General features: G+C 70.6%; 23 protein-coding genes. 16 read left to right on the top strand and 7 right to left on the bottom strand.

Translation table 11 applies throughout. From position 1 onward, the window contains the following. The first annotated feature begins 4 nt into the window (after positions 1-4). From AB0I98_RS15265 to AB0I98_RS15245, 5 genes are all read left to right on the top strand, one after another. Positions 5-868, top strand: a complete 864-nt coding sequence (locus tag AB0I98_RS15265; protein ID WP_362940869.1) for an ester cyclase — start codon at positions 5-7, stop codon at positions 866-868. A gap of 126 nt (positions 869-994) precedes the next feature. Further along, positions 995-1,999 (top strand): iron ABC transporter permease, encoded by a 1,005-nt coding sequence (locus AB0I98_RS15260; protein WP_362940866.1) that lies wholly within the window; start codon positions 995-997, stop codon positions 1,997-1,999. Continuing rightward, a complete protein-coding gene (locus AB0I98_RS15255) occupies positions 1,996-3,099 on the top strand; it encodes an iron chelate uptake ABC transporter family permease subunit (RefSeq protein WP_362940863.1) in 1,104 nt (367 codons plus the stop codon). Before AB0I98_RS15260 ends, AB0I98_RS15255 begins: the two co-directional genes overlap by 4 nt. Next, a complete protein-coding gene (locus AB0I98_RS15250; protein WP_362940860.1) occupies positions 3,096-3,926 on the top strand; it encodes an ABC transporter ATP-binding protein in 831 nt (276 codons plus the stop codon). Before AB0I98_RS15255 ends, AB0I98_RS15250 begins: the two co-directional genes overlap by 4 nt. A gap of 91 nt (positions 3,927-4,017) precedes the next feature. Beyond that, complete coding sequence (locus AB0I98_RS15245) at positions 4,018-5,067, top strand: iron-siderophore ABC transporter substrate-binding protein (protein ID WP_362940857.1); 1,050 nt, start codon at positions 4,018-4,020, stop codon at positions 5,065-5,067. 123 nt (positions 5,068-5,190) lie between these two features. Here the strand turns inward: AB0I98_RS15245 and AB0I98_RS15240 are convergent, their stop codons facing one another. After that, entirely contained in the window at positions 5,191-5,805 is a 615-nt protein-coding gene (locus AB0I98_RS15240; protein ID WP_362940854.1) for a TetR/AcrR family transcriptional regulator, read from the bottom strand. Between the two features lie 104 nt (positions 5,806-5,909). Between AB0I98_RS15240 and AB0I98_RS15235 the strand changes: the two genes are divergently transcribed. After that, positions 5,910-7,307: an MFS transporter gene (locus AB0I98_RS15235; RefSeq protein ID WP_362940851.1), complete on the top strand. Its 1,398-nt coding sequence runs from the start codon at positions 5,910-5,912 to the stop codon at positions 7,305-7,307. Positions 7,308-7,484: 177 nt separating this feature from the next. Here AB0I98_RS15235 and AB0I98_RS15230 read toward each other — a convergent pair whose 3' ends face one another. After that, positions 7,485-8,765, bottom strand: a complete 1,281-nt coding sequence (locus AB0I98_RS15230) for a DUF418 domain-containing protein (protein ID WP_362940848.1) — start codon at positions 8,763-8,765, stop codon at positions 7,485-7,487. A gap of 311 nt (positions 8,766-9,076) precedes the next feature. Between AB0I98_RS15230 and AB0I98_RS15225 the strand changes: the two genes are divergently transcribed. From AB0I98_RS15225 to AB0I98_RS15185, 9 genes are all read left to right on the top strand, one after another. Continuing rightward, positions 9,077-11,737, top strand: a complete 2,661-nt coding sequence (locus tag AB0I98_RS15225) for an RICIN domain-containing protein (protein WP_362940845.1) — start codon at positions 9,077-9,079, stop codon at positions 11,735-11,737. Positions 11,738-11,869: 132 nt separating this feature from the next. Further along, the gene (locus tag AB0I98_RS15220) at positions 11,870-12,226 is read left to right on the top strand and encodes a PRC-barrel domain-containing protein (RefSeq protein ID WP_362940842.1); all 357 of its coding nucleotides are present in this window, start codon (positions 11,870-11,872) and stop codon (positions 12,224-12,226) included. A 31-nt stretch (positions 12,227-12,257) separates the two neighbouring features. Then, positions 12,258-12,431 (top strand): hypothetical protein, encoded by a 174-nt coding sequence (locus AB0I98_RS15215; protein ID WP_362941318.1) that lies wholly within the window; start codon positions 12,258-12,260, stop codon positions 12,429-12,431. A gap of 68 nt (positions 12,432-12,499) precedes the next feature. Continuing rightward, entirely contained in the window at positions 12,500-12,970 is a 471-nt protein-coding gene (locus tag AB0I98_RS15210; protein WP_362940839.1) for a DUF5990 family protein, read from the top strand. A 372-nt stretch (positions 12,971-13,342) separates the two neighbouring features. Continuing rightward, positions 13,343-13,546: a cold-shock protein gene (locus tag AB0I98_RS15205; RefSeq protein ID WP_030224351.1), complete on the top strand. Its 204-nt coding sequence runs from the start codon at positions 13,343-13,345 to the stop codon at positions 13,544-13,546. 243 nt (positions 13,547-13,789) lie between these two features. Then, positions 13,790-15,286 carry a DEAD/DEAH box helicase gene (locus tag AB0I98_RS15200; protein ID WP_362940836.1) on the top strand — a complete coding sequence of 499 codons (1,497 nt, stop codon included), beginning with the start codon at positions 13,790-13,792 and terminating at the stop codon, positions 15,284-15,286. An 89-nt stretch (positions 15,287-15,375) separates the two neighbouring features. Further along, positions 15,376-15,609 (top strand): hypothetical protein, encoded by a 234-nt coding sequence (locus tag AB0I98_RS15195; protein WP_362940833.1) that lies wholly within the window; start codon positions 15,376-15,378, stop codon positions 15,607-15,609. 46 nt (positions 15,610-15,655) lie between these two features. Continuing rightward, complete coding sequence (locus AB0I98_RS15190) at positions 15,656-15,967, top strand: SCO5918 family protein (RefSeq protein ID WP_362941291.1); 312 nt, start codon at positions 15,656-15,658, stop codon at positions 15,965-15,967. Positions 15,968-16,461: 494 nt separating this feature from the next. Beyond that, complete coding sequence (locus AB0I98_RS15185; RefSeq protein ID WP_362940830.1) at positions 16,462-16,803, top strand: MerR family transcriptional regulator; 342 nt, start codon at positions 16,462-16,464, stop codon at positions 16,801-16,803. A 50-nt stretch (positions 16,804-16,853) separates the two neighbouring features. Here AB0I98_RS15185 and AB0I98_RS15180 read toward each other — a convergent pair whose 3' ends face one another. The 5 genes from AB0I98_RS15180 to AB0I98_RS15160 all read right to left on the bottom strand — a co-directional run bounded on the left by AB0I98_RS15180 (position 16,854) and on the right by AB0I98_RS15160 (position 22,372). Continuing rightward, the gene (locus AB0I98_RS15180) at positions 16,854-18,068 is read right to left on the bottom strand and encodes a beta-propeller fold lactonase family protein (protein ID WP_362940827.1); all 1,215 of its coding nucleotides are present in this window, start codon (positions 18,066-18,068) and stop codon (positions 16,854-16,856) included. Positions 18,069-18,250: 182 nt separating this feature from the next. Next, positions 18,251-19,858 carry a VWA domain-containing protein gene (locus AB0I98_RS15175; RefSeq protein WP_362940824.1) on the bottom strand — a complete coding sequence of 536 codons (1,608 nt, stop codon included), beginning with the start codon at positions 19,856-19,858 and terminating at the stop codon, positions 18,251-18,253. A 21-nt stretch (positions 19,859-19,879) separates the two neighbouring features. Further along, complete coding sequence (locus AB0I98_RS15170) at positions 19,880-21,070, bottom strand: AAA family ATPase (RefSeq protein ID WP_362940821.1); 1,191 nt, start codon at positions 21,068-21,070, stop codon at positions 19,880-19,882. Between the two features lie 2 nt (positions 21,071-21,072). Next, the gene (locus AB0I98_RS15165) at positions 21,073-21,831 is read right to left on the bottom strand and encodes a L,D-transpeptidase (protein WP_362940818.1); all 759 of its coding nucleotides are present in this window, start codon (positions 21,829-21,831) and stop codon (positions 21,073-21,075) included. Then, positions 21,821-22,372, bottom strand: a complete 552-nt coding sequence (locus AB0I98_RS15160) for a SigE family RNA polymerase sigma factor (RefSeq protein WP_362940815.1) — start codon at positions 22,370-22,372, stop codon at positions 21,821-21,823. Before AB0I98_RS15160 ends, AB0I98_RS15165 begins: the two co-directional genes overlap by 11 nt. A 101-nt stretch (positions 22,373-22,473) precedes the next feature. Between AB0I98_RS15160 and AB0I98_RS15155 the strand changes: the two genes are divergently transcribed. Continuing rightward, a complete protein-coding gene (locus AB0I98_RS15155) occupies positions 22,474-23,592 on the top strand; it encodes a sigma factor-like helix-turn-helix DNA-binding protein (RefSeq protein WP_362940812.1) in 1,119 nt (372 codons plus the stop codon). Positions 23,593-23,594 lie beyond the last annotated feature (2 nt).

Raw genomic sequence — 23,594 nt, 5'->3', positions numbered from 1 at the left:
CCGAGTGAGATATCGGAAGACTCTGCCCTTGCTTGTTGCCGTGGCCTGCTTCGCGACCGCCTGCAGTAGCGCGTCCGACACCGACCCGGCCGCCCCCTCGACCACGTCCGCCGCGGCCGGCTCGTCGTCAGCCTCCGAGGAGCGGAACAAGGCGCTTGTTCTGCGCTTGTACTCGGAGGCGTTCAACAAGGACAAGACCGACGTGGTGAAGGAACTCGTCGGCACCGACTACGTGCAGCAGGTCAAGCAGTTCAAAGACCTCAAGGCGAAGATTCCCGGTGCGGTGGCAACCGTCAAGCACGTGGCCACGGACCGTGACCTGGTGGCCGTGCACTGGCACGCGTCGGCCACCCCGGCGAACGAGGCGACCGGCGAGGCCAAGGCCGACCTGTACCGGGTCAGCAACGGCAAGCTGGTCGAGCACTGGGGCATCACGCAGACCGTGCCGGCGAAGACGGCCAACGGGAACTCCTTGTTCAGCGACGTGTACCGGTACCCGAAGGGGGCACCGACCCTGTCCGAGGAACAGGAGGAGAAGAACCGGAAGTTCGCGGTCGACGCGTACCGCAAGCTCTCCGACGGTGACGCGACCGTGATCGACAAGAGTTGGGATCCGCGGTACTACCAGCACAACCCGGCGATCGCGAACGGAACGGCTCCGCTGAAGCAGTTCCTGCAGCAGGGCACGCAGGCCGACGCCTCGCCCAGCAGCGCCCCCACCGAGGGCGGCGGGACCCGGTTCGGCAACACCCTCGCCGACGGGGACCTGGTGTGGGTTTTCAGCTCCGACTACGTGGTCGCGGACATCTTCCGAGTGGTCGACGGGAAGATCATCGAGCACTGGGACGTCGCCGCCGACGGACAGTAGCCCGGCCGGAAGGACTACTCAACGGCTTCTCCATGGGCCCGCAAGCAGTCGGCCAAGGACGCGCTCTTCTCACCACGTACGCTTAGGCAATCCTTAGCCAGCGGACAGTGGATACGGGAAGGGCGCATGTCAGGAGTCGCGAGCCGGCGTGTCGGCTGGATGGCCGTCGCCCTTCTTCTCCTGCTGCTGGCCGTGGTGCTGAGCCTCGCGGTCGGCAGTCGCACGATCGCCCCCTCGGCGGTCTGGGACGCGCTGCTGTACGGCGGCACAAGCGACGACGCTCAGGTCGTACGGGCGCTGCGGGTGCCGCGGACGGTCGTCGGTGTGCTGGTCGGGGCCGCCCTCGGCGTTGCCGGAACGGTTCTTCAGGGCATCACCCGCAACCCCATCGCCGAGCCCGGCATCCTCGGCATCAGCCAGGGCGCCTCGCTCGGCGTCGTCTGCGCCATCACCTTCTTCGGGGTGCACACGCTGAACGGATACGTCTGGTACGCCTTCGCGGGCGCGGCCGTCGCGGCGGTGTGCATCTACGTCGTCGCCGGCAGCGGACGCGGGGGCGCCTCGCCGGTCAAGCTCGCCCTCGCCGGTGCCGCCATGAACGCCTTTCTCGCCTCCGTCGTCACCGGCATCCTCACCACCGACGCCCGGGCCCTGGACGAGTTCCGGTTCTGGGACGTCGGCTCGATCGCCGGCCGGGATGCCTCGATCGTCGGGCAGACCTGGCCTTTCCTGGTCGCGGGGCTGCTGCTGGTGCTGGCCATGGCCCGCGGGCTGGACGCGCTCGCGCTCGGCGAGGACATCGCGCGGGGGCTGGGCCGCAACGTGGCGCTGCTGCGGGTGACCGGGGCCGTGGGCGCGACCGTGCTGACCGGGGTCGCGGTCGCCGCGGCCGGACCGATCGCCTTCACCGGGCTCGCCGTCCCGCACATCGCCCGGGCCCTCGTCGGGCCCGGGCACCGCTGGCTGCTGCCCATGGCCGCCGTGCTGGGGCCGGTGATGCTGCTCCTCGCGGACGTCCTCGGGCGGGTCGTCGTACGGCCCTCGGAGGTGCCGGTGGCGGTGATGACCGCGTTGGCCGGGGTGCCGTTCCTGGTGGTGCTGGTCCGGCGGAGGAAGCTGGTGGCGGCGTGACCCGGGACACTCTCCGGAAGATCCAGGACGCTCCCCGGAAGGCCACGGACACCCTCCGCCCTCCGGGGCACGCCGTCCTGCGCGCCAGGAAGAGCAGCTTCCTGCTCCACCGCAGGAGCCTTGTCGTCGCCGCCGTCCTCACCGTGCTGCTCGCTGCCACCGTCGTCGCGTCTCTGTGCGTCGGGGAGTCGTTCGTCGCGCCGGGCGAGGTCGTCCGCGTGCTGCTGGGCCTGCCCAGCCCCGACGAACTGGTCGTCGGCACGCTCAGGTTGCCGCGCCTGGTGACCGGGCTGCTGGTGGGTGCCGCGTTCGGGGTCTCCGGCGCGCTGATCCAGACCGTCGCCCGCAATCCGCTGGCCAGCCCCGACATCATCGGCGTGACGCACGGTGCGGGCGCGGCGACGGTCGCGGCGATGACGTATGGCATCACCTCGTACGCCGTACTCCCCTACGTTTCCGTCGCCGGCGGTCTCGCGGCGGCGCTGCTCGTCTATCTGCTCGCCTGGCGGCGCGGGCTGCACGCCACCCGGTTCGTCCTCATCGGCATCGGCATCTCCGTGGCCCTCGGCTCCCTGACCCGGCTGTTCGTGACCAAGGGCGACTACCTGGTCGCCCAGCAGGCCAAGGTCTGGCTCACCGGCTCCCTCAACGGCCGCGGCTACGACCAGGCCGCACCGCTCGCGACCGTACTCCTGCTGCTCGTACCGTTCCTGCTGTGGGCGGCGCGCGCCCAGCGCGGCGCGGGCCTCGACGACGACACCGCCACCGCCCTCGGCACCCGGCTCGACCGGGACCGGCTCGGGCTCGGCGCGCTCGGTGTGGTGCTGGCGTCCGTGGCGACCGGTGCCGCCGGACCGGTGGACTTCGTGGCGCTGCTCGCCCCCCAGATCGCCCGCAGGCTCACCCGCACCCCGCACATCCCCCTGCTGTGCTCGGCGCTCATGGGCGCGCTGATCGTGACCGTCGCTGACCTGCTGGCCCGCCGGGTCTTCTCGCCGACCGAGCTGCCGGTCGGCGTGTTCACCGCCGTGGTGGGTGCCCCGTATCTGATGTGGCTGATCGTCAGCTCCCGTAGCAGCCGTTCCGGAGGAACCGCGTGACCGGCAACCGTCTCACCGCCCAGGGGCTCACCCTCGCCTACGAGGACCGCACGGTCGTCGACGGCCTGGACCTTGAGGTCCCGGACGGGAAGGTCACCGTCATCGTCGGGCCCAACGCCTGTGGAAAGTCCACCCTGTTGCGCGCCCTGGGACGGCTGCTCAAGCCCAAGCGCGGCGTGGTGCTGCTCGACGGTACCGAGCTGTCGCGCATCCCGACCCGGCGGATCGCCCAGGCCATCGGCCTGCTGCCGCAGACGCCCGTGCCGCCGGAGGGCATCACCGTCGCCGACCTGGTCTCGCGCGGCCGGCAGCCGCACCAGAAGTGGTGGCAGCAGTGGTCGGACGCGGACGAGACGGCCGTGGCTCAGGCGATGGAGCGCACCGGGACCGCCGATCTCGCCGAGCGGCCGGTCGACGAGCTGTCGGGTGGTCAGCGTCAGCGCGTGTGGATCGCGATGGCCCTCGCCCAGGACACCGACGTCCTGCTGCTCGACGAGCCGACGACCTATCTCGACATCGCCCACCAGGTGGAAGTCCTGGACCTGGTACGGCAGTTGAACCAGGAGCGGGGCCGGACCGTGGTCGCCGTGCTGCACGACCTGAACCAGGCGGCCCGCTACGCCGACCACATCGTCGCCATGAAGGCGGGCCGGATCGTGGCGCAGGGCGTGCCGGCCGATGTCGTCACCGCGGAGCTGGTGCAGGAGGTCTTCGGACTCGCGTCGGTCGTCGTACCGGATCCGGTGACGGGTGATCCGCTGGTGGTGCCGGGACCGCCGCGTTCGACGCATCCGGCGGTGCCCGAACAGGCCGTACCGGGAACGTGATCGGAGCCACATGCTCCGGACGTTCCGGACGCACAGGCTTCTCATAAAGTAAGGCTCGCCTAAGTTTCATTCGTACGACGGGAGCCTTCCCATGTCTGCCAGCCGCCGCGGTACCGCCGCCGCAGCCCTCGCCCTCGCCGCCGCGCTTTCGCTGACGGCCTGCGGCGGTTCCTCCGGAAGCGGCGATGAGTCGTCCGCGGGCTCCTCCGCCGGATCCGGCGACAAGAAGGCGGTCGCCCAGGGCGGCGAGGACTTCTCGAAGGCGGCGGAGCAGACCGCGGCGATGGGCACCGACGCCAAGGCGGGTGAGTGGCCGCGGACCGTCGAACACGCCATGGGCGAGACCGAGATCAAGGACCGGCCCAAGCGCGTCGTCGTCCTGGACGTCGGCGAGCTCGACAACGTGGTGTCGCTCGGCATCAAGCCGGTCGGTCTCGCCCCCACCGAGGGCTCCCCCGAGCTGCCGTCGTACCTGAAGAAGGAAGCGGGCAGCCCGGCGGACATCGGCACGATCAACAACCTCAACCTCGAGGCCATCGCCGCGCTCAAGCCCGACCTGATCCTCGGCAGCCAGCTGCGCGCCGCCGACAAGTACGACGAGCTGTCGCAGATCGCGCCGACCGTCTTCTCCCTGCGCCCGGGCTTCACGTGGAAGGAGAACTACCTCCTCAACGCGGCCGCCCTGGACAAGGCCGCCGAGGCGAAGAGCCGGCTCGCGGAGTACGACGAGAAGGTGACGGCGCTGAAGACGAAGCTCGGCGCCGACAAGCCGACCGTCTCGATGGTCCGTTACCTCCCCGACGGCGTGATCCGCCTCTACGCGAACGCCTCGTTCATCGGCACGATCCTCAAGGACCTCGAGATCCCCCGCCCGAAGAACCAGGACATCGAGGACCTCGCCGCCGAGATCAGCGCCGAGAACATCGACCAGGCCGACGCCGACTACATCTTCACCGGCGTCTACGGCGAACCGAAGGCCACGGACAAGTCCACAGCGCAGGGCAACCCACTGTGGAAGAACCTCGACGCCGTCAAGGCCGGGCGCGCGTACGACGTCCCGGACGAGACCTGGTACCTCGGCCTCGGCGTGATGGCCGCCGACGAGGTCCTCGGAGACCTGGAGGAGCACCTCAGCAAGTAGGCGCACGGATGTCGGAGGGCCGCCAGATTTTGAGGCGACGCGCCCTCTGCGCGCCCTGAGTACGGCCGTCAGCCTGTGTCGGCTGCCGCTTCTCCTGCTCCGTTTCCCGCTCGGCCTTCGACGTCACGCTCCGCCGCCGATCTCGGGTACCGGTTTGCCCGGTGGCGTGAAGGCGGCGAGCACCGTGGCCGTGATGTGGTCGGCGGCGCGGTCGGAGGTGAGGCGGCCGGCGCGGATCTCCTCCGCGGCGCTGTGCATGACCGTGTGCAGGACATTGACCATCCAGGCGATCGGCAGGTCCCTACGGAAGGCGCCCTCGGCGCGGCCACGGGCGACCAGCGCCTCGACCCTGGCGGCGGGCCCGGCATGCAGTTCGCGGATGCGTCCCGCGGAGAGTTCCTTCTGCGCGGCGGCGAGCAGTGCCCGAGCCTGATCCACCAGGTGCCAGCCGGCCTCGATGTACCGCGCCAGGGCGAGCAGCGGATCACCGGTCAGGTCGACCGCGTCCAGCACCTCGTTGCCCCGGTCGAGGGCGCGGCTCATCGCCGCGTCGACGACCTCCGCCCGGGAGGCGAAGTGCGCATACAGCGTCACCCGGCCCACGCCCGCGGCCCGCGCTATCTCGCTCAGGCTCGCTTCAGGGTTGCGTCCGAGGCATTCCGCCGCAGCCTGCACGATCGCTTCGATGCTGCGCAGAGCGTCAGCGCGCTTGGCGGCCGTGGAGTTCTTGCTGCCCATGTGCCCAGAGTACCCCAGCAAGTCGTACAGCACTGTTTGCCTTACACCCCCAGGGCGTATAACTTGAACAGTACTGTACGACTTAGCGATGAGGGGTGAGTATCATGAGCGACCCGGAAACCACCGCCGCACCCGCACCGGACGCGCCGCATCCGCTGCGCTGGCCGGCGCTGGGGCTGCTCGGGCTGGCCCAGCTGATGCTGATCCTCGACATCACCGTGGTCGCGATCGCCCTGCCCGACATGGGCTCCGAACTGGACCTGAGCCGCGCGGCACTGACCTGGGTGGTCAGCGGATACGCCCTCACGTTCGGCAGTCTCATGCTGCTCGGCGGCCGGGCCGCGGACCTCTTCGGCCCCAAACGGGTCGTGCTGGCAGGGCTCGCCGTCTTCACCGCCGCGTCACTGGCCGCCGGACTCGCCACCGGCGCCCCGCTGCTGCTCGCCGCACGCGTCGCCCAGGGGGCGGGCGCCGCGATGCTCTCGCCCGCCGCTCTGTCCGTGGTGGTGCGGCTGTTCGACGGCGACGAGCGCAACCGCGCGCTGGGCATCTGGTCGGCGCTCGGCGGAGGGGGCGCCGCTCTCGGCGTGCTGCTGGGCGGGCTGATCACGGCGGGTCCGGGCTGGGCCTGGGTGTTCTTCGTCAACGTCCCCGTCGGGCTGATCGTCCTCGTCTCGCTCGCCCGGATCCTGCCTCGCCTGCCCCGCGCTGCCACCGGCTCCCTCGACATACCCGGCGCCGTCCTGGTCGCCGCCGCGACCGGTGCCCTCATCTACGCCCTGATCCGTGCCGGTGACCACGGCTGGCTCAGCACCGTCACCATTGCCCTGGTCGCCGCTTCGGCAGCCGCCTACGCGGCTTTCGCCCTCTGGCAACGCAGGGCGGCGACACCGCTGATGGACCTGCGTCTGCTTGGCCGGCGCCCCGTGGTGGCGGGGACCTTCGTGATCGCCGTCACCACGGCACTGATGGTGGGGGTCTTCTTCCTCGGCTCCTTCTACCTCCAGAACCACCAGGGCCACGGCGCTCTGCTGACCGGCGTGCTGTTCCTGCCGGTGGCGCTGCTGACCATGGCCGCCGCCGCTGCCGCCGGCCGCGTGATCGGCCGCCTGGGGGCACGGCTGCTGGCTGTGCTCGCCCTCGCTGTGGCAGCCGCCGGGTTCCTCGTCCCCGTGCTCTGGTCCGGAACCACCGCCATGGTCACCGGCGTGAGCGTCGCCGCGGCGGGACTGGGCGCCCTGTTCGTCGTCGCCTCCGCCACCGCACTCGCCACGGTCGCCCCCCACGAGGCCGGGGTGACGTCGGGCATCGTCAGCACCTTCCACGAGTTCGGCGCCTCAGCCGGCGCCGCCGCCGTCTCCAGCGCCGCCGCCACCAGCATCGCCACCCACACCGGCGCCCGAACCGCCTCCGGCTTCGACGACGCGTTCCTCGTCGCCACGGGCATCGCCGCAGTCTCCGCCGTCATCGCCCTGCGACTGATTCCCGCGAAGCACCGGTAAGCCCACGGCCCGCAAGGATCGGGGCTGGGGGATTCCCTGGTACTCCGTGCCTGCCGAGTCCCACGCCTACGGGCCCTCGCTGAGAGCGCGAGTTCGGTTCTCGTCCTCGCTCCAGCGAAACTCCCAGGTCAGCACCCCACCGCGGCGCGGAGTGATCCCGGCGTACTCGCCCGGGCCTCATCGGACGCGATTCGCCAGTTTGGTGGCGCCGTTGAGCAGGTGTTCCAGCGGTCCGCGGTGGGAGAAGCGGGACCAGAGAGCCGCGAACAGGGTAGCGCCGAGGATGAAGCAGAGCAGCAGCGCGGCGGAGGCGGACTGGGGTGGGGTGGCCGCTTCGCCGGGGAGGGCGAGGATGACCAGGATGTGGCCGACGTAGAGGGTCAGGGACATGGTGCCGACGGCGATGATCGGAGCTGCCGGCCGCCGCAGCCACGGCAGTCGGTCCAACGCCACCGTCAGGCACAGGAGCACGGTGATCGCGATCCCGATGCTGCCGATGAGGTCGAACGTCGATCCGGTGTGCGGCTCCGCCGCCAGCAATCCCCATGCGTCAGTGCCCCACAGCTCACCGCCGACCGGCATGTCGAAGGACCCCGATGCCGATCCCGATCCCATGCCGGGGTCCTTCATCGCACCGAGGTCCTTCATGGCAGGCATCCCGGCCATGATCTTCTGATCGCCGCCCGACAACCTGAGCGCCAGCCACGAGACGCCGTATCCGAACCCGATCAGCGCGGGACCGATCACGGCCAGCCGCCGCCGCACCGCGCCGGACGTCAGATCCAGCCGGCTCAACGCCATGCCGGTGACCACGAACGTCATCCAGGTGATCGCCGGGTAGAGGCCGGTGAGCAGGAGGTCGAGCACGCCCACGCCGGAGAGTCGCGCGATCGGGTCGTACGAGTCGATGCTCCTCACGATCGACTCGGTGAGCAGCGCCCTGAGGCCGTACGCCAGTTGCGGTGTGACGAGCGCGAGCGCGACCGCGATGATCGCGAGCGTCCTGGCCCGCAGCCGCAGCAAGGGCAGGGCCAGCAGGAAGTACACGGCGTAGAAGTTGAGGATCACGGCGCCGCCGAAGTTGGTCACCGCCAGCGCGCTGCCCAGCACCAGCAGGATCACGGCCCGGATCACGATCCGGGCCCTCGCCTGCCGGCCGGCCAGTCCCGTCTTCGGCTCACGGCGGCCGGCGATCAGCATCAGCGAGAACCCGGCGAGGGTGGCGAACAGCGCCGACGCCCGGCCGCTCGCCAGGCCCTGGAACCAGTCGCCGATGCCGCCACCGGGCGTGGGGAAGGGGCCGACGTGCACGGCGAACATTCCGAACACGGCCAGGGCACGGGCGAAGTCCACCGCGACCAGCCGTGCCATCGGGGCCGGCCGTTCCGTCGCCGTGGCGGACTCGGGTGCGGATAAGGAACGCGGAGGCGCCTTCTCGGCGCGTTCGATCTCAGTCACCGGGAACACGTTGCCGAGGTGTGGGCGCAGTCAACCATCCGACGGGTTGCGGGAGTTGCCCCGCCGGTCGGCCCCCGCCACCCCGCCGATCGGCGGGGTCCGGGCGGCCGTACACGAACCACTGCGGTCGCTGATCAACGCCCGTCAACGCCTGCCGCACCGCACCACGAGGTGACCTGAAGAAAGTTCCCGGCTCAAGGCAACCCTTTGCGTTCCCTGTGCCCACAAGGAGTCGGATCCGGCCAATCGGTAGCTGGACGCACCTTCCTCCGGTGAACGGCGTGAACGGCATGCAAGGAGAGCACTTCCCCATGAAGAACCCCACGAACGACGGGCGCCGGGGGCGGCACCGCCGTCGCTGGACCGCTACCGGTCTGCTGCTCGGCGTGCCCGCCATCGTCGTGCCGTATCTGCTGTTCGCGCAGGAGGACTCGCAGGCCGCGACGGTCGACAGCAATGCCTACTACCGGCTGGTTTCCGTACGCAGCGGCAAGGTGCTGGACGTCAACGCCTTCTCCACGGCCGACGGCACCCGCATCCAGCAGTGGACCGACCAGAGCACCGCCAACCAGCAGTGGAAGCTGAGACCCACCGGGGACGGCTACTACGAGCTGGTGAACCGCAACAGCGGCAAAGTGCTGGGCATAGCGGGCAATTCGACCGCCCGGGCGGCCGCCGCCGAGCAGCAGACCGACAGCTCGGCCACGTCCCAGGAGTGGCGGATCGACGGGGTGAGCGGTTCCGACGCCGTCACCTTCACGTCCCGCAAGAGCGGCCAGGTCCTGGACGTCTCCGGGGGCTCCAGGGCCGAGGGCGGCGCGGTCATCCAGTATCCCGGCAAGGGCAGCACCAACCAGCAGTGGAAGCTGGTGAAGACGGCCGGGACCCAGGCGGCCGGGACGGGCGCCGCGCAGACGACGGCCGCGGCCGGACCGTATGCCTGGAAGAACGCCCAGGTGGTGGGCGGCGGTTACGTCACCGGGCTGGTGTTCAACCAGCGCGAGAAGGGCCTGCTGTACGCGCGCACCGACATGGGCGGCGCCTACCGCTGGGACGTCGCGGCCGAGCAGTGGATCCCGCTGACCGACTGGGCCGGCGAGAAGGACTGGAACCTGCTGGGCATCGACTCGGTGGCCACCGACCCCGTCGACCCCGACCGGCTCTATCTCGGGGCGGGCACCTACACCAACAGCTGGGCGGGCAATGGCGAGATCCTGCGCTCCAAGGACCGGGGCCGCACCTTCCAGCGCACCGCTCTGCCCTTCAAGCTGGGCGCCAACGAGGACGGCCGCGGGGCGGGCGAGCGGCTGGTGGTCAACCCCGCGGACAACGGCACCCTGCTCCTTGGCACCCGTAAGAACGGCCTGTGGCGCAGCACCGACCACGGCGTGACATGGAGCCAGGTCTCCTCGTTCCCCGTCAAGGACGGCGCGAGCAGCGGCGCGGGCATCTCCTTCGTGACGTATGACCCGAAGAACAGCAAGACGGTGTACGTCGGCGTCGCCGACAAGTCCACCTCCCTGTACCGCTCCACCGACGGCGGCAGCACCTGGCAGGCCGTCTCCGGGCAGCCCACCGGCCAGCTGCCGCAGCACGGCGTGGTCTCCGGTGACGGCTCGCTGTACCTGACGTACACCAACGTCGTCGGACCCAACGGCGTGACCGCGGGTTCGGTGTGGAAGTACACGCCGGCCGGCGGCGCGTGGAAGAACGTCTCGCCGTCCCAGGGCAGTTACGGGTTCTCCGGCCTGGCCGTCGACCCGCGGAAGCCGTCCACGGTGATGGTGACCACCCTCGACCGCTGGTGGCCCGAGGACGAGATCTACCGGAGCACCGACGGCGGCGCGACCTGGAAGGCACTGGCCGACAAGTCGGAGCGGGACGCCTCCGCCGCTCCCTACGTCGGTACCGGCACCGGGCACTGGATGACCGCCCTCGCCATCGACCCCTTCGACTCCGGCCACGTGCTGTACGGCACCGGCAGCGGCATCTGGCGCAGCAAGGACGCGAACGCCACCGACAGCGGCGGCACCAGTCACTGGGCCGTGGGGGCCCGAGGCCTGGAGGAGACCGCCGTGCTGGACGCGGTCGCCCCGCCCGGCGGTGCCACCGTCATCTCCTCCATGGGTGACCTCGGCGGTTTCCACTACGGCTCCGCCAACTCCCTGACCAAGACGCCCGCCGGGCGGCTGAAGAACCCGATGATGATCACCAGCACCGACATCGACTTCGCCCAGTCCAACCCCGCGCTGATGGTCCGCGTCGGCCGTGGCGGCGATCAGGACGGCGCCTACTCCACCGACGGCGGCAGCAGCTGGAGCGGCTTCAAGTCGGAGCCGGTGGGCAGCGCCCACAGCGGCCAGGTCGCGCTCGCGGCGGACGGGTCCGCCATCGTCTGGACCGAGGAGGGCCAGGCCCCGTACCGCTCGACCCACAAGGGGGCGAGCTGGTCGAAGGTCAGCGGCCTGGGCAACGGCGCCGTGGTCGTCGCCGACCGCTCCTCGGCCAGGACCTTCTACTCGCTGTCCGGCGGCACGCTCCACGCCAGCACCGACGGCGGCGCGACCTTCACCGCCCGCGCCACCAACCTGCCCAGCGGCAAGCTCACGGCTGTCCCCGGCATCGCCGGTGACCTGTGGATCGCCGACGGCGGCAAGGGGCTGCTGCACTCCACCGACGGCGGCCGCACCTTCACCACGCTGGGCACGGTGAAGTCCGCCTCTGCCCTCGGCTTCGGCAAGGCCGCGCCGGGCGCCTCCTACCAGGCCCTCTACCTGATCGGCACCGTCAAGGACGTCACCGGCGTCTTCCGCTCCACCGACCAGGGCGCCACCTGGGTCCGCGTCAACGACGACGCCCACCAGTGGGGCAGCATCGGCGGCACCGGCGTCATCACCGGCGACCCCGACACCTATGGCCGCGTCTACGTCGGCACCAACGGACGCGGCCTCCAGTACGGCGACCCGTCCTGACCCTGACACCCGACCGGGGCCGCAGGCACAACAGCCTGCGGCCCCGCTGTGTCTGCCCGAAGAATCCCCAGTGTCGGAAAAGTGCCGCGGTCCTACGATGACAACGGGCGGCGCGCGCAGACAGGGAGCAGCATGATCCGTTCAGCCGACATCCGCGAGTGGCGCGACCATGACGTGGTCGACCTGAAGCAGCGCAAGATCGGCATGCTCGAAGCGATCTATGTGGACACCGCCACGGACGAACCGGCCATGGCCACGGTCCGCACCGGGCTGCTCGGCCACCAGCGGCTGGTCTTCGTCCCCGTCGACGAGGCGGTCCTCGGTCCGGGCTACGTCCAGGTTCCGTACGCCAAGGGGCAGGTACGCAAGGCTCCGGCGATCGGGACGGACGACATACTGCCCGCGGAACAGGAGGAATCGATCTTCCGGCACTACGACATGACGTACGAACCGGGTGCCTCCGGCGAGCGCCGGCTCGCGCGCCGTTGACCACCCACACGCGGCAGAAGGAGGCGTTCGGGTGATGGTGCTGTTCCTGCTGCTCGTCCTCGTGGCCGTCGTCCTGGGAATCATCGGCGCGGCGGCGGACGGCCTGGGTTATCTGCTGGCCATCGGCATCGTGCTCTTCGTGGCCGATGTGGCCTTCTTCTCGGTGCGCGGGGTCCGGCGTGCCAGGCGGCGTCCCATCCGCTGACGTCCCGGGCCCACCCCGGCCGGCGGCCGGCTGAGCTCTGCGGGGACGATGGCGGGATGATGGCCGCCATGCACGTCCGCATCGAGGCCGTCGACCTGCCCGGCCTCACCCGCCCGGCCTCCGTCGACGGCACAGTCCCCGCGTACGGCAACATCCACGTCGCCGTGCAACGCCGCGACCGCCCCGCCGAGCTGCTGGAGCCGCAGCCGGGCGACGCGCCGTCCGCGACATGGACTCTGGAGTGCACCACGAGCGCCTCGCCGACCGGCACCGAGATCAAGGGCCCCTACGTGCAGCACCGTCTGGGCCGGCGGTTCATCTACCTGTCGTGGGGCACGGTCGACGAGTCGGGCACCTTTACGATGTTCCGCCGCGCCAAGCTCATGCTCGACGTCATCCCCGCCGACGTCCTCACCGCCGCCGCACGCGACGGGCTGCTGGTCGGACGCCTCGGCCTGACCGACGCGCAGGGCGGTCCCCTGTGCGCACGCGTGGAGCCCCCGCGCATCACCTGGACCGCCGGCGTCCGGGCGATGTGACCTTTATTGCGATCGTGTGGTCTCGGCGCGTTCGCCGTTGTGCGCTGCGTTGAGGACGACAGCGGCGGCGGAAGGCTCATCGTCCGAGGTCACAGCCCTGCGGCCGACCGTACCCGGCAGGAACACTCCTCCCGCGCGGAGCAATATCTGTAGCCGTGAAGTAAGAAATAGGTGCGGTGCGCGGCGACTATTCCTGAACCGCCGACCACGGCGAAAATCATCGACCACACAGGGCCGGTCGCACCATGCTAATGTCGATCTCAGTTGCAGGTGTGGTTGCCAGAAGGTTCATTTTCCGACGGGGTAATCAGCACGGCGACGCGGAATTCGCACAGTGCGGATTCCGGACTTCGTCTCCGAAGGAGAATTGACATGGCTACTGGCACCGTGAAGTGGTTCAACGCGGAAAAGGGCTTCGGCTTCATCGAGCAGGACGGCGGCGGCGCCGACGTCTTCGCCCACTACTCGAACATCGCCGCCCAGGGCTTCCGCGAGCTGCAGGAAGGCCAGAAGGTGTCCTTCGACATCGCGCAGGGCCAGAAGGGCCCGACGGCCGAGAACATCGTTCCCGCCTGACACCCGCAGCAACGCATAACTTCGCAGCTGGGGCCCGCACCTTGGGGTGCGGGCCCCGGCTCGCTGCTTTTCAGGGCGCACGACGGGAAGACCCCACCACATCACCGAACGGTGATGCATTCCCCGTCGATCCGACTCGGCGCCCATCATCTCCGGCCCGTTCTCGTGATTCTCTGCGCCGTTCATTTTGCTGCGGAAATTCCTTGCTACGTGCCTACGTGCTCACATCGAGGAAGGTTCCGCTTGAACCGCGCACGCACCACCCGCACGACCCGTTCCTACGACCGCTCCAGGGGTTCCGCCCCCGCGCGCTCGGGAACTTCGCGGCGTTCCGCCGGCTACGAACGCCGACAGCCCGCGCTCCAGGGCGAGTTCGCCCTGCCGGTGACGATCACCCCCGCGCTGCCCGCCGTCGAGGCGTTCGCCGACCTCGCCCTGCCGGCGCCGCTGCTGGCCCAGCTCGGTCATGAGGGCGTGACCATACCGTTCCCGATCCAGGGAGCGACCCTGCCGAACTCCCTCGCCGGACGTGACGTGCTCGGCCGCGGCCGTACCGGGTCGGGCAAGACCCTCGCCTTCGGCCTCGCGCTGCTGGCCCGTACCGCCGGCCGGCGCGCGCAGCCGCGGCAGCCGCTCGCCCTGGTCCTCGTCCCCACCCGCGAGCTGGCCCAGCAGGTCACCGACGCGCTCACCCCGTACGCCCGCTCCGTGCAGCTGCGGCTGGCGACCGTGGTCGGCGGGATGTCCATCGGCAGGCAGGCCGGTGCGCTGCGGGCCGGCGCGGAGGTCGTCGTCGCCACGCCGGGACGGCTCAAGGACCTCATCGACCGGGGCGACTGCCGACTGGACGCCGTCGACATCACCGTCCTCGACGAGGCCGACCAGATGGCCGACATGGGCTTCATGCCCCAGGTCACCGCGCTGCTCGACCAGGTGCGCCCCGAAGGGCAGCGGATGCTCTTCTCCGCCACCCTGGACCGCAACGTCGACCGGCTGGTCCGCCGCTACCTGGCCGACCCTGTGGTCCACTCCGTCGACCCGTCGGCGGGTGCCGTCACCACGATGGAGCACCACCTGCTCCACGTGCACGAAGCGGACAAGTACCAGACGACCACCGAGATCGCGGCGCGCGACGGCCGGGTGATCATGTTCCTGGACACCAAGCACGCCGTGGACCGGCTGACGAAGCACCTGCTGAACAGCGGCGTCCGCGCCGCGGCTCTGCACGGTGGCAAGTCCCAGCCCCAGCGCACCCGGACCCTCGCCCAGTTCAAGACCGGACATGTGACGGTCCTGGTGGCGACCAACGTCGCGGCCCGCGGCATCCACGTCGACAACCTCGACCTGGTCGTCAACGTGGACCCGCCGAGCGACCACAAGGACTACCTGCACCGCGGCGGCCGTACCGCCCGCGCCGGCGAGTCCGGCAGCGTCGTCACCCTGGTGACACCCAGCCAGCGCCGCGGCATGAGCCGGCTGATGGCGTCGGCTGCCATCACCCCGCAGATCACCTCGGTACGTTCGGGTGAGGCGGAACTGAGCCGCATCACCGGCGCCCAGGCTCCTTCCGGTGTCCCGGTCGTCATCACCGCACCGCCTGCGGCACGTCCCGCCCGTGCCGGCTCGTCCGGCGCTTCCTCGTCCCGAGGCCGCCGCGGCCGTCCCGCCCGGGGGCGCACCGCCGCTGAAGCGGGGCGACGCAGGACACCGCGGCCGTCCGCCTTCGGCCCGGCGGCATAGTCCCGCGAACGGAAACGCTCACCCATCTCCGACGGAGGCAGCATTTGACACCGGTTCAGGCACAGCGACCGCGGGCGGTTCCCTCCCCCATGGTCGCCACAGTCGAAGACATGAACGCGTCCGGCCCCCGGGTCCGGGACGACATGACCGTCGAGGTCGCCCTGTCCGTCATGGCCAGTGCTCGTGTCGAGTTCCTCGTCCTGTGCGACGGGGACGACCAGTCGACGGGCTCGGTCACCCGGGCCGAACTCGTCGCTCACCGCGGCAGTTCCACGTACACGGGCCGAATCCGTCTACAGGACGTCCTCGCCGTCTCCTGCTGATCGACCTGCCGTGATCAGTCCGTTCTCCTTCTCCCTGTGGAGCATCATGCGCTGTGTCATCGCCCGGTACCCGTTCGACCTGACCAAGAGCGGAGTGCTGGACTCCATGAAGGGCGTCACGCCCGAGCTCATCACGGGTGAGTCCGTGACCATCGGCCGCCGTCGCTATCCCGTCAAGCAGGTGGGCCAGGTGCTCACCCGACAGGACCCCCGCGACTTCACCGGCGGCGAAGTCGTCCGGGCCATGACCGGCCTGGGCTTCACCTGCCACGCCCGACTGGAGGCCGCACCCGTGCCGGTCCCCACCGCGGTCCAGACCGCGTCGGCACTGCTCGGCTCCGCATCCCTGGACGCATGAGAACGGGCGGGAAACCGCCATCAAGATCCCGATGAGGGCCCTGCCGACACACGTCGGCAGGGCCCTCATCGCTGTCCCGCCGTCCGTTCTCCTGGCGATCTGGTCCCCCGGACAGCTGAAATCTACTTTCGTCAGAGTAGACATTGGACTCTGCCGCGGTTAGCCTTTTTCTCGTAGACACGGTCAAGTGAGGCCCGGCAGACACGAACTGGCGGGTAGCAAGTAGTTGTTCAGAGTGGTCAGAGGAAGGACGGAGGAGCAGACGCCATCAGGATCGCCCGGCCGAGCACCACTGGTCCGGGTACCGCAAGACTCCGGATTGGAAGGTGGTCCCCGGTCACGCAGCCGCGATCCCCGCACTCCCTTCTGCAGGGCTGGTAGCGGAAACAGAAGGTCGGCAGAGCATGAGGGCCGACAGATGGTGTTCAATTTCCTTCGGGGCCCTGGTGCCGTACGGCACCGGGGCCCCTCGACGCGTTGTACTACGAGGTGACATGACAGCAGATACCCCTCTCAGTGGTCGTCTGGACGACGACGACTACCCCGCCTACACGATGGGGAGGGCCGCCGAGATGCTCGGCACCACCCCGGCCTTCCTACGAGCCATCGGCGAGGCTCGTCTGATCACTCCGCTGCGCTCGGAGGGCGGACACCGCCGGTACTCCCGCTACCAGCTGCGGGTCGCCGCCCGTGCCCGCGAACTCGTCGACAAGGGCACCCCGATCGAGGCTGCCTGCCGCATCGTCATCCTTGAGGACCAGCTCGAGGAAGCGCAGCGCATCAACGCCGAGTACCGCCGCCGTGCCGGGCACGAAGCGCCCGGCAGTTCCGGCTGACGCCCCGGACGAGGTGTCCGGGGCGTCGGCGCCGCGGTGGCCGCTTTCCCTTACACCGCGGCGATGCCCTCCATGCCGGAGTCGGCGAAGGCGGGCAGTCCGGTGGCGGTGGTGACCTTGGTGAGGGAGCCGTTCCGGCCGATACGGAAGCCGTCGACGGTGCCGGAGACGGCGTTCTGCACGTAGAGGAACTTCTCGTCCTGTGTCACCGCCAGGTCGATGACGCCCTGGGACTTGGCCGACGGGGGCGTGGCGACGCCGACGTCGTTGGTGAGGGCGAGCCGGCCGCGGGCGTCGGTGCGGTAGCCGGTGACGGTGGAGTTGCCGGTGTTGCCGCCGTAGAAGAAGTCGCCGGCGCGCTCCAGCCAGCACAGCGTGTCCTGGCCGTTGGCCAGGGGTCGCTGGACCACCTTGAGGTGGCCGTCGGCTCGCACCTTGTACGTGCTGACCGTCGACTTCTCGGCCTCGGCCACCAGCATCCGGCCGCCCTTGTCGAAGGTGATCGCGAACGGGACGCCCCCGGCGGAGTCGTTGACCACCGGCCGGGGTGCGGGGCGACCGTCGGACCGTAGCGGGAAGACCTCGATGGTGTTGGAGGACTTCGTGGTCACGGCCAGGGCCCGGCCGTCCGGGGTGAAGGCGACCTGGCCGGGTGAGCTGGAGAACAGCGGGACCTTGTCGTTGTCCAGGCCCAGGGAGCGGTGCGCGTCGCGCAGGGGCTTCAGCCCCTTGGCCGTGATCCGGAAACCTTGGACGCTGCCGGCGCCGCCCGCGTTCATGACGTAGGCGAGGTTCCCGTGCACGGCGATGGAGGCCGGGAAGTCACCGCCGGAGTCGACCACCTGGCGGCGCGTCAGCTTCTGCCCGTCGACCTGGAAGGAGGTCACGGTGCCGCTGCCCGCGTTGACCGCCAGCAGCAGGCCCGAGGTGTCGTCGTAGACGAGGGAGCCCTGCGAGGCGAGGGAGTCGGTGGGGGCGTCGATCTGGTCGCCGCCCTTGCCGCCGGTGGCGTAGCGGCCGGCGGCGCTGAGTGTGCCGTCGTTGCCGCGTTTGAAGGCGTGGATGGTGTTGCCGTCGAGTTCGTTGCCCTGGACGAACACGGCGTTCTCCGCCCCGGCCCTGAGCGGCTGCGCGGCCCGGCCGCCGGGCTGGTCCGCCGAGGCGACACTCACCGTCGCGACCGCCGCCGCGACGGCGACGACGCCGGCCCCGGCCGTGAACAGCCGGACCTGTAGCGGGGACCTGCGCCTGGTGTGCCTGCTCATGTGCCACTCCTCGGGGCTCGGGCCGCCACCGCGGGCCGGCGGCGGACGGGACCAGAGTTGCCCGTGGGGCAGACGGGGGAGAGCGGTTTCACGGCCGCGTCAGGCTCTCGTAAGGACTACGGCCTTCGTAAGAACTACGGCCATCGTAAGGACTACGGCCCTCGTCAGGACTACGGCCGTCGTCAGATCACGCGGAAGAGATCCGCGGCGGCGTGGACGTCGGTGAGGTCGTCGATGGAGCGGAGGTTGTCGCACAGGGCGTGCAGGACGGAGTCGGAGGCGGCGACGCGTGGGGTGCCGACGGCGATGCCGAAGAGGCGGAAATCCAGGAGGTGCTTGGAGTCGTTCCAGTCGCGCATCCACTGCTCGGTGACGCCGCAGTCGTCGTCGGTGAGGATCACGATGTCGCCGCGTGTACGGGTGGCGTCGTTGAACTCGTCCCGCAGGAGTTCCAAGGCGGCTGACAGGGGGCGCTGGTAGCTGGTGCCGCCGCCCAGGAAGGTCTCCGCGAAGTCGAGGGTCCGGGTGATGTCGGCGGGCCCGTCGGCCGGGAAGCGGAAGATCTGGAGCTTGTCGGCGGCGGAGAACAGGATGCCGACGAAGTCGCGCCCCGCGTGGCGGGCCTGGTCCAGCAGGGCCAGAGCGCACGCCTTGGCCCACGCCTCCCGGGTGATGCCGCCGGGCCCCGCCTCGTACATGGAGTGCGAGGTGTCCACGCACGCGATGACGGCGCCCTGGCCGGTGGTCTGCTCGCCCTGGCTGTCGTAGAGCATCAGCTCCCCGGCGGCGTAGCGCGCGGCGAAGACCGCACGCAGCTCTGGCAGGCCGAGGCTGGCCAGCTCGGAGGGGATGACGCGGGAGAGGTCGTCGCCGAGCGTGACGCCGATCAGTTCACCGGCGGTGTTCTCCATCTTGCGGGCGCGCTCGCCGCTCGCCATCTGCCGGAAACGGCCGATCAGTTCGGCCCACTGGGCGAGACGGCCGGTGCGCAGCCGCTCGGCGAGCCGGGCGCGCTGCTCGAACGGCATCCGCTCCAGCTCACCGGGGCCAACACCCCACGCGCGCATCAGCGTTGCCTCCCCCCGAACGGCCTCGACGGCCTGTGCCGCGGCGTTCCGCGCGGCGGCACGGATGCCGGGCACCGCCGCCGCCCCGAGGGCCTGCGCGGCCTCCCGCTCAGCAGCCTCCGCGGCCTCTATCGCCCGTTGTACGGCGTCGGCGTCCGCGGGCGACACCGTGCCGTCCTCGTCGGCCCCGTCCGCGGCCTGCTGGAGCGCCTCGTCCACGGCGGTCGCCGCGTCTACGGCGGCCTGCTGGGCCTTCTTCGCCTGCTCGGCCCGTTCCCGGTCGTCCCTGGTGCGCTCCAGCATCCCGCGCAGTGCGGCGGCCTGGGCGAGTACGGCCATGGCGGCGGCGTAGGGGTCGCCGGCCGTCTCCCGGTGCAGCTCGGCGAACTCCGGTGACTCCATCAGTGCGGTGATGACCTGGTGGTTGACCAGCCGGGAGGGGTCCATCTCCGCGCGCTCGCGCACCCGCGGCCCGACCTTGTACGCGGCCAGGAACACGTCGGTCAGGAGGTCCGTGGCGGTGTCGTCGTAGCGCTGGATCAGTTCCTCGGCCAGGTCGCGGAGCCCGGCGGACTGCTCGTAGGTGTCGCGCCAGGTGAACCGGTCGAACCGGTCCGCGACCACGGCCGCGGTGTGCCGCTCGGGAGCGGCGGCGGGGAGGCCGTCCAGCCACTTCCCGGCTTGGCTCGCCAACTCAGCGAGCGTGCGGGGTGTGTTGGCCATGGTCCTGATTCCCCCGCGTGCTCAGAGCTGGGCCTGCACCATGCTCGCGTCCACGCCGAGTGCCTCGGTGAGGACGCGGGCGCGGACGGCGCGCTGGCGGGCGGTGACCCGGTCGATGGCGGTGGTGGAGCGGCCGGCGGTCACCGCCTCCTCGCGCAGCTTCTCCAGCCGCTTGCCCGCGGTGGCGAGCTGGTTGTGGGCCTTCTTGATGACCCACTCGCTCAGCGCCTCGCGGGACTGCCCGGCCATGGCGTCGAGCTGGGCCTCCAACTCGTCGACGACGTCGGCCAGGTCGAGCGCCTCCTTGGCGTCGGGGTTGACCAGGTGCAGCACCTCGCGCTCGACGGTGGGGCGTTCGGCAGGGGAGTCCCACAGCACATGGGTCAGCACCGACAGGTCGTTCTCGGCGACCGCCGGGCGCCCGTCGAGGTACGCGGACGCCTGGAGCAGGCCCACCGCCTGCCGCCAGCGGCGGTCGGAGACGACGAGTTCCTTGCGGCGCAGGGCGGCCCGCAGCGTGCATACGGCGTCCACGATCGCGTCGGAGACGTCCACGGCGGGGACAGCCTCGGTCACGGCGTGCTGCAACGCGGCCAGTTCGACGGTGGTCCGGGTCGGTGGAGCCGGGCGGCTGACGGCGGAGCGGACCAGGGCGGCGAAGTTGGAGGGGTCCTCCAGATAGCCGACCTCGATCCGGACCAGCAGACGGTCGTAGATCGCGGCGGAGTCCTCCGCGCTGGGCAGTTCGTTGCTGGCCGTGATGGCCCCGATCAGCGGGCAGCGGATCGGCTCGCCGCCGCTCTCGGGGTGGTAGATCCGCTCGTTGAGATAGCCCAGCGTCTCGTTCAGCGCCGCCGTGGAGCACTTGAAGATCTCGTCGATGAACGCGATGTGCGCGGTCGTGGCGCGGCCGTCGTAGACCTGGCGGTACTCACCCTGGGCCAGCGCGGCGACATCGATGGGGCCGAACATCCTTGTCGGCGCGGTGAACTTCGACAGCAAGATCTCCCAGTACGACGCCCCCTCGACCCTGCCGGTCAGTTCCCGGGCCATCTCCGACTTCGCCGTTCCGGGCGGGCCGAGCACCAGTGAGTGCTGTCCGGCCAGCAGGGTCACCACCAGGGTCCGCACCACGTCGGCCCGCTCGTAGAAACGGTCGGACAGCTCGTCGCTGATCGCGCGCAGCAGCTTGGCCGTGCCCTGTGCGTCCATGTTCAACTCCCTTCTTGTTCTGTCCTGTTGGGCCGGGCGGGAACGGTGCGCGTGAGTTTCGGTGTGGCGACCGGCCGGACTGCGGACGCGGAGCCGATGACCGAGAAGGAGCTGCCGGTCTTCACGCTGGTGAAGAACCACTTGGCGTCGGCCGCGTCCAGACTGACCCAGCCGCTGGTGGTGTCGTACTTGCCGATGCCCTTCGTTTCGTAGGCGAGGATCGCGCCTACGTAGAACGGCTGGTTGTCGGCGTCGCGCAGTTCGACGGCCAGTGAGACGTCCGTGTTGTAGCGGGTTCCGTCGGTCGGGTTGATGACGGGCAGAGCCGTGTTGTCGAGCTTCCTGTACACGGTCAGCGGCCCCACCGGCCCGGAGCTGTCGGCGACGCCCGACGTCATCGTCATGACCCGTTTCCCGACGGTCAGGGTGAGCCGGTCGAGGTCGACCGTGCCGGAGGTGGGCAGGGCAGGGGTCGGCTCACCGGAGGTGGCAGGGGGTGGTGACGGGACGGCGGGCGTGGCGGCCGGGACCTGGCGGTGGTTCCCCTCCCCCGCGGGGTCAAGGGTCAGCGCGAAGGCCACCAGGGCGAGGGCGGACGTACCCGCGGCCAGCGCGCCTGCCCTGCGGCGGCGCGCCCGGCGGACGGCACGGCCTCGGACGTCGGCGCCGGAGAGGACCGGAGGGGTCTCGTGACGTTCGGCGAACTCGTGGAGCACGGTGGAGAGTTCGGCGGACGATGGGGTGGAGCGTTCATCCGACACGGCCGCTCTCCTTCCGCACCGGTCCGTTCGCGTGGGCCTCTGCCTCTGTCTCGGCCTCTGTCTCTGCCTCGTCCACGGCCAAATGCTTCGCCAGCGCGGCCCTCCCCCGGGCCAGTCTGGCCTTGACCGTCCCCACGGGCGCACCCGTCTCGGAGGCTACCTGCTCGACACTCAGGTCACACAGATGGTGCAGGACGATCGCCATCCGCTGGACCTTGGGCAATTGGCGCAGCGCCGCGACGAGCGCCGTGCGGTCGGGGCCGGGTCCCGGCGTGAACTCGGGCGGCGGCGTACGGCGCACCAGTTCCAGCCAGCGCTTGGCCCGGCGCCAGCGGCTGACCGCCAGCCGCATGGCCACCGTGCGGATCCACGCCTCGGGCGCCTCATCCGCGAGGAAGCTCTTACGCCGGCTCCAGGCCCGTACGAACGCCTCCTGAACCACTTCCTGCGCCTCCTCGCGATCCCCGGTGAACGCGGCGAGCTGGCCGGTCAGCCGGGGAAACGTGGCCGCGTAGAAAGCGTCGAACTCGTCCTCGGTCATACCCCCACCGGAGTTTTGGATTCCGTGCAACCTGGTCGCCCCAGTGGTGCGTACAGGTCCCGTAGGTCGCGTACATCGGAACACGCCCCACAGGAAAGACGATGAACTCGAGTCTCCGGATCCACTGGCCCGCTCGCGGGCCTCACATCGGCTTCGCCGCGTACGCGCGTGCGGGCCGGCCCCGGCTGGTCAGCACCGCGCTGCTGCTCTGCGGCGATCCTCGCGAAGCGGCGGAGCTGGTGCGGAACACGCTGGTGGGGGTGTGCGCGCGGTGGCGCCGGATACCGCGGGACGACGTGGACTTCTATGTACGGCGCTCCCTCGTCCGGGAGCATCTGCGCCGGGCGCATCGCCGCAAGGCCCGGGCCCAGGAGGGGTTGGGGGCGTTGTCCGCGCGGCAGCGGGCCGTGCTGGTGATGCTGCACTGGGAGGGGCTCGGCGAGACGGAGGTCTCCCAGACGCTGGGCTGTTCGGCCGGCGCGGTCAGGAGCCATGCCCGGCGCGGACTGGCGGCCCTCGGGGGCGACGCCGAGCGGCTGCGCGGGCTCTTCGCCGAAGCCGCCGACGTCCTCAAGGGTGCCGAAGTCACCGAAAGCGCCGTCCCGTTCGCCGTACAGCTCGGTGCCATTGAGGAGCGGGGCCGGGCCCTGCGCCGCCGCCGTGTCGGCGTGGTCGCGGCCGTCTGCGCGCTGCTGCTCGCCCCGACCGCCCTGTTCGCGACCAACCGGATCGGGGGCGACGGCGGCGCGGGCGAGTCGGGCGCCGAAGCTGTCGGCATGGGGTCGAGCCCCATACGGGTCGTCGCGCCCGGCGAGCGGGTGAAGGCCGTGCCGGGGGTGCAGGTCTGGCTGACCGCCGACGGACGGCACTGGTCGACGGCGCAGGGGCCCAACCAGTTCAGCCGCCTTCCCGAGAACAGCACCGAGAGGCGACAGCCGGGCGTCTCGGTGCGGCCGGAGCCGGTGAAGGGCGCGTACTTCCTGTCGGGCCTCTACTACGGCTTGTCCGCCGACCCGGCTCTTGTCGAGGTGACCGTCAACGGCCGTGAAGTCACCGGAAGCGTCCTCACGTTGGCGGGCAGCCCGGGCTGGGGCGTCTGGTATGCGCCCGCGGCGCTGTCGACGGCGGAGTTGAAGGCGAGCTATGTCGAGGGAGGTCCGATGGTCACGGTGTACGACGCGGGCGGCAAGGTCGTCGCGCGGTCCGGCGGTGACGGGTGAAG

The organism is Streptomyces sp. NPDC050211 (genome assembly GCF_040656035.1).
Classification (GTDB): domain Bacteria; phylum Actinomycetota; class Actinomycetes; order Streptomycetales; family Streptomycetaceae; genus Streptomyces.
The sequence above is the reverse complement of the archived record's forward strand: the minus strand, read 5'-3'. Positions and strand labels throughout refer to the sequence as shown.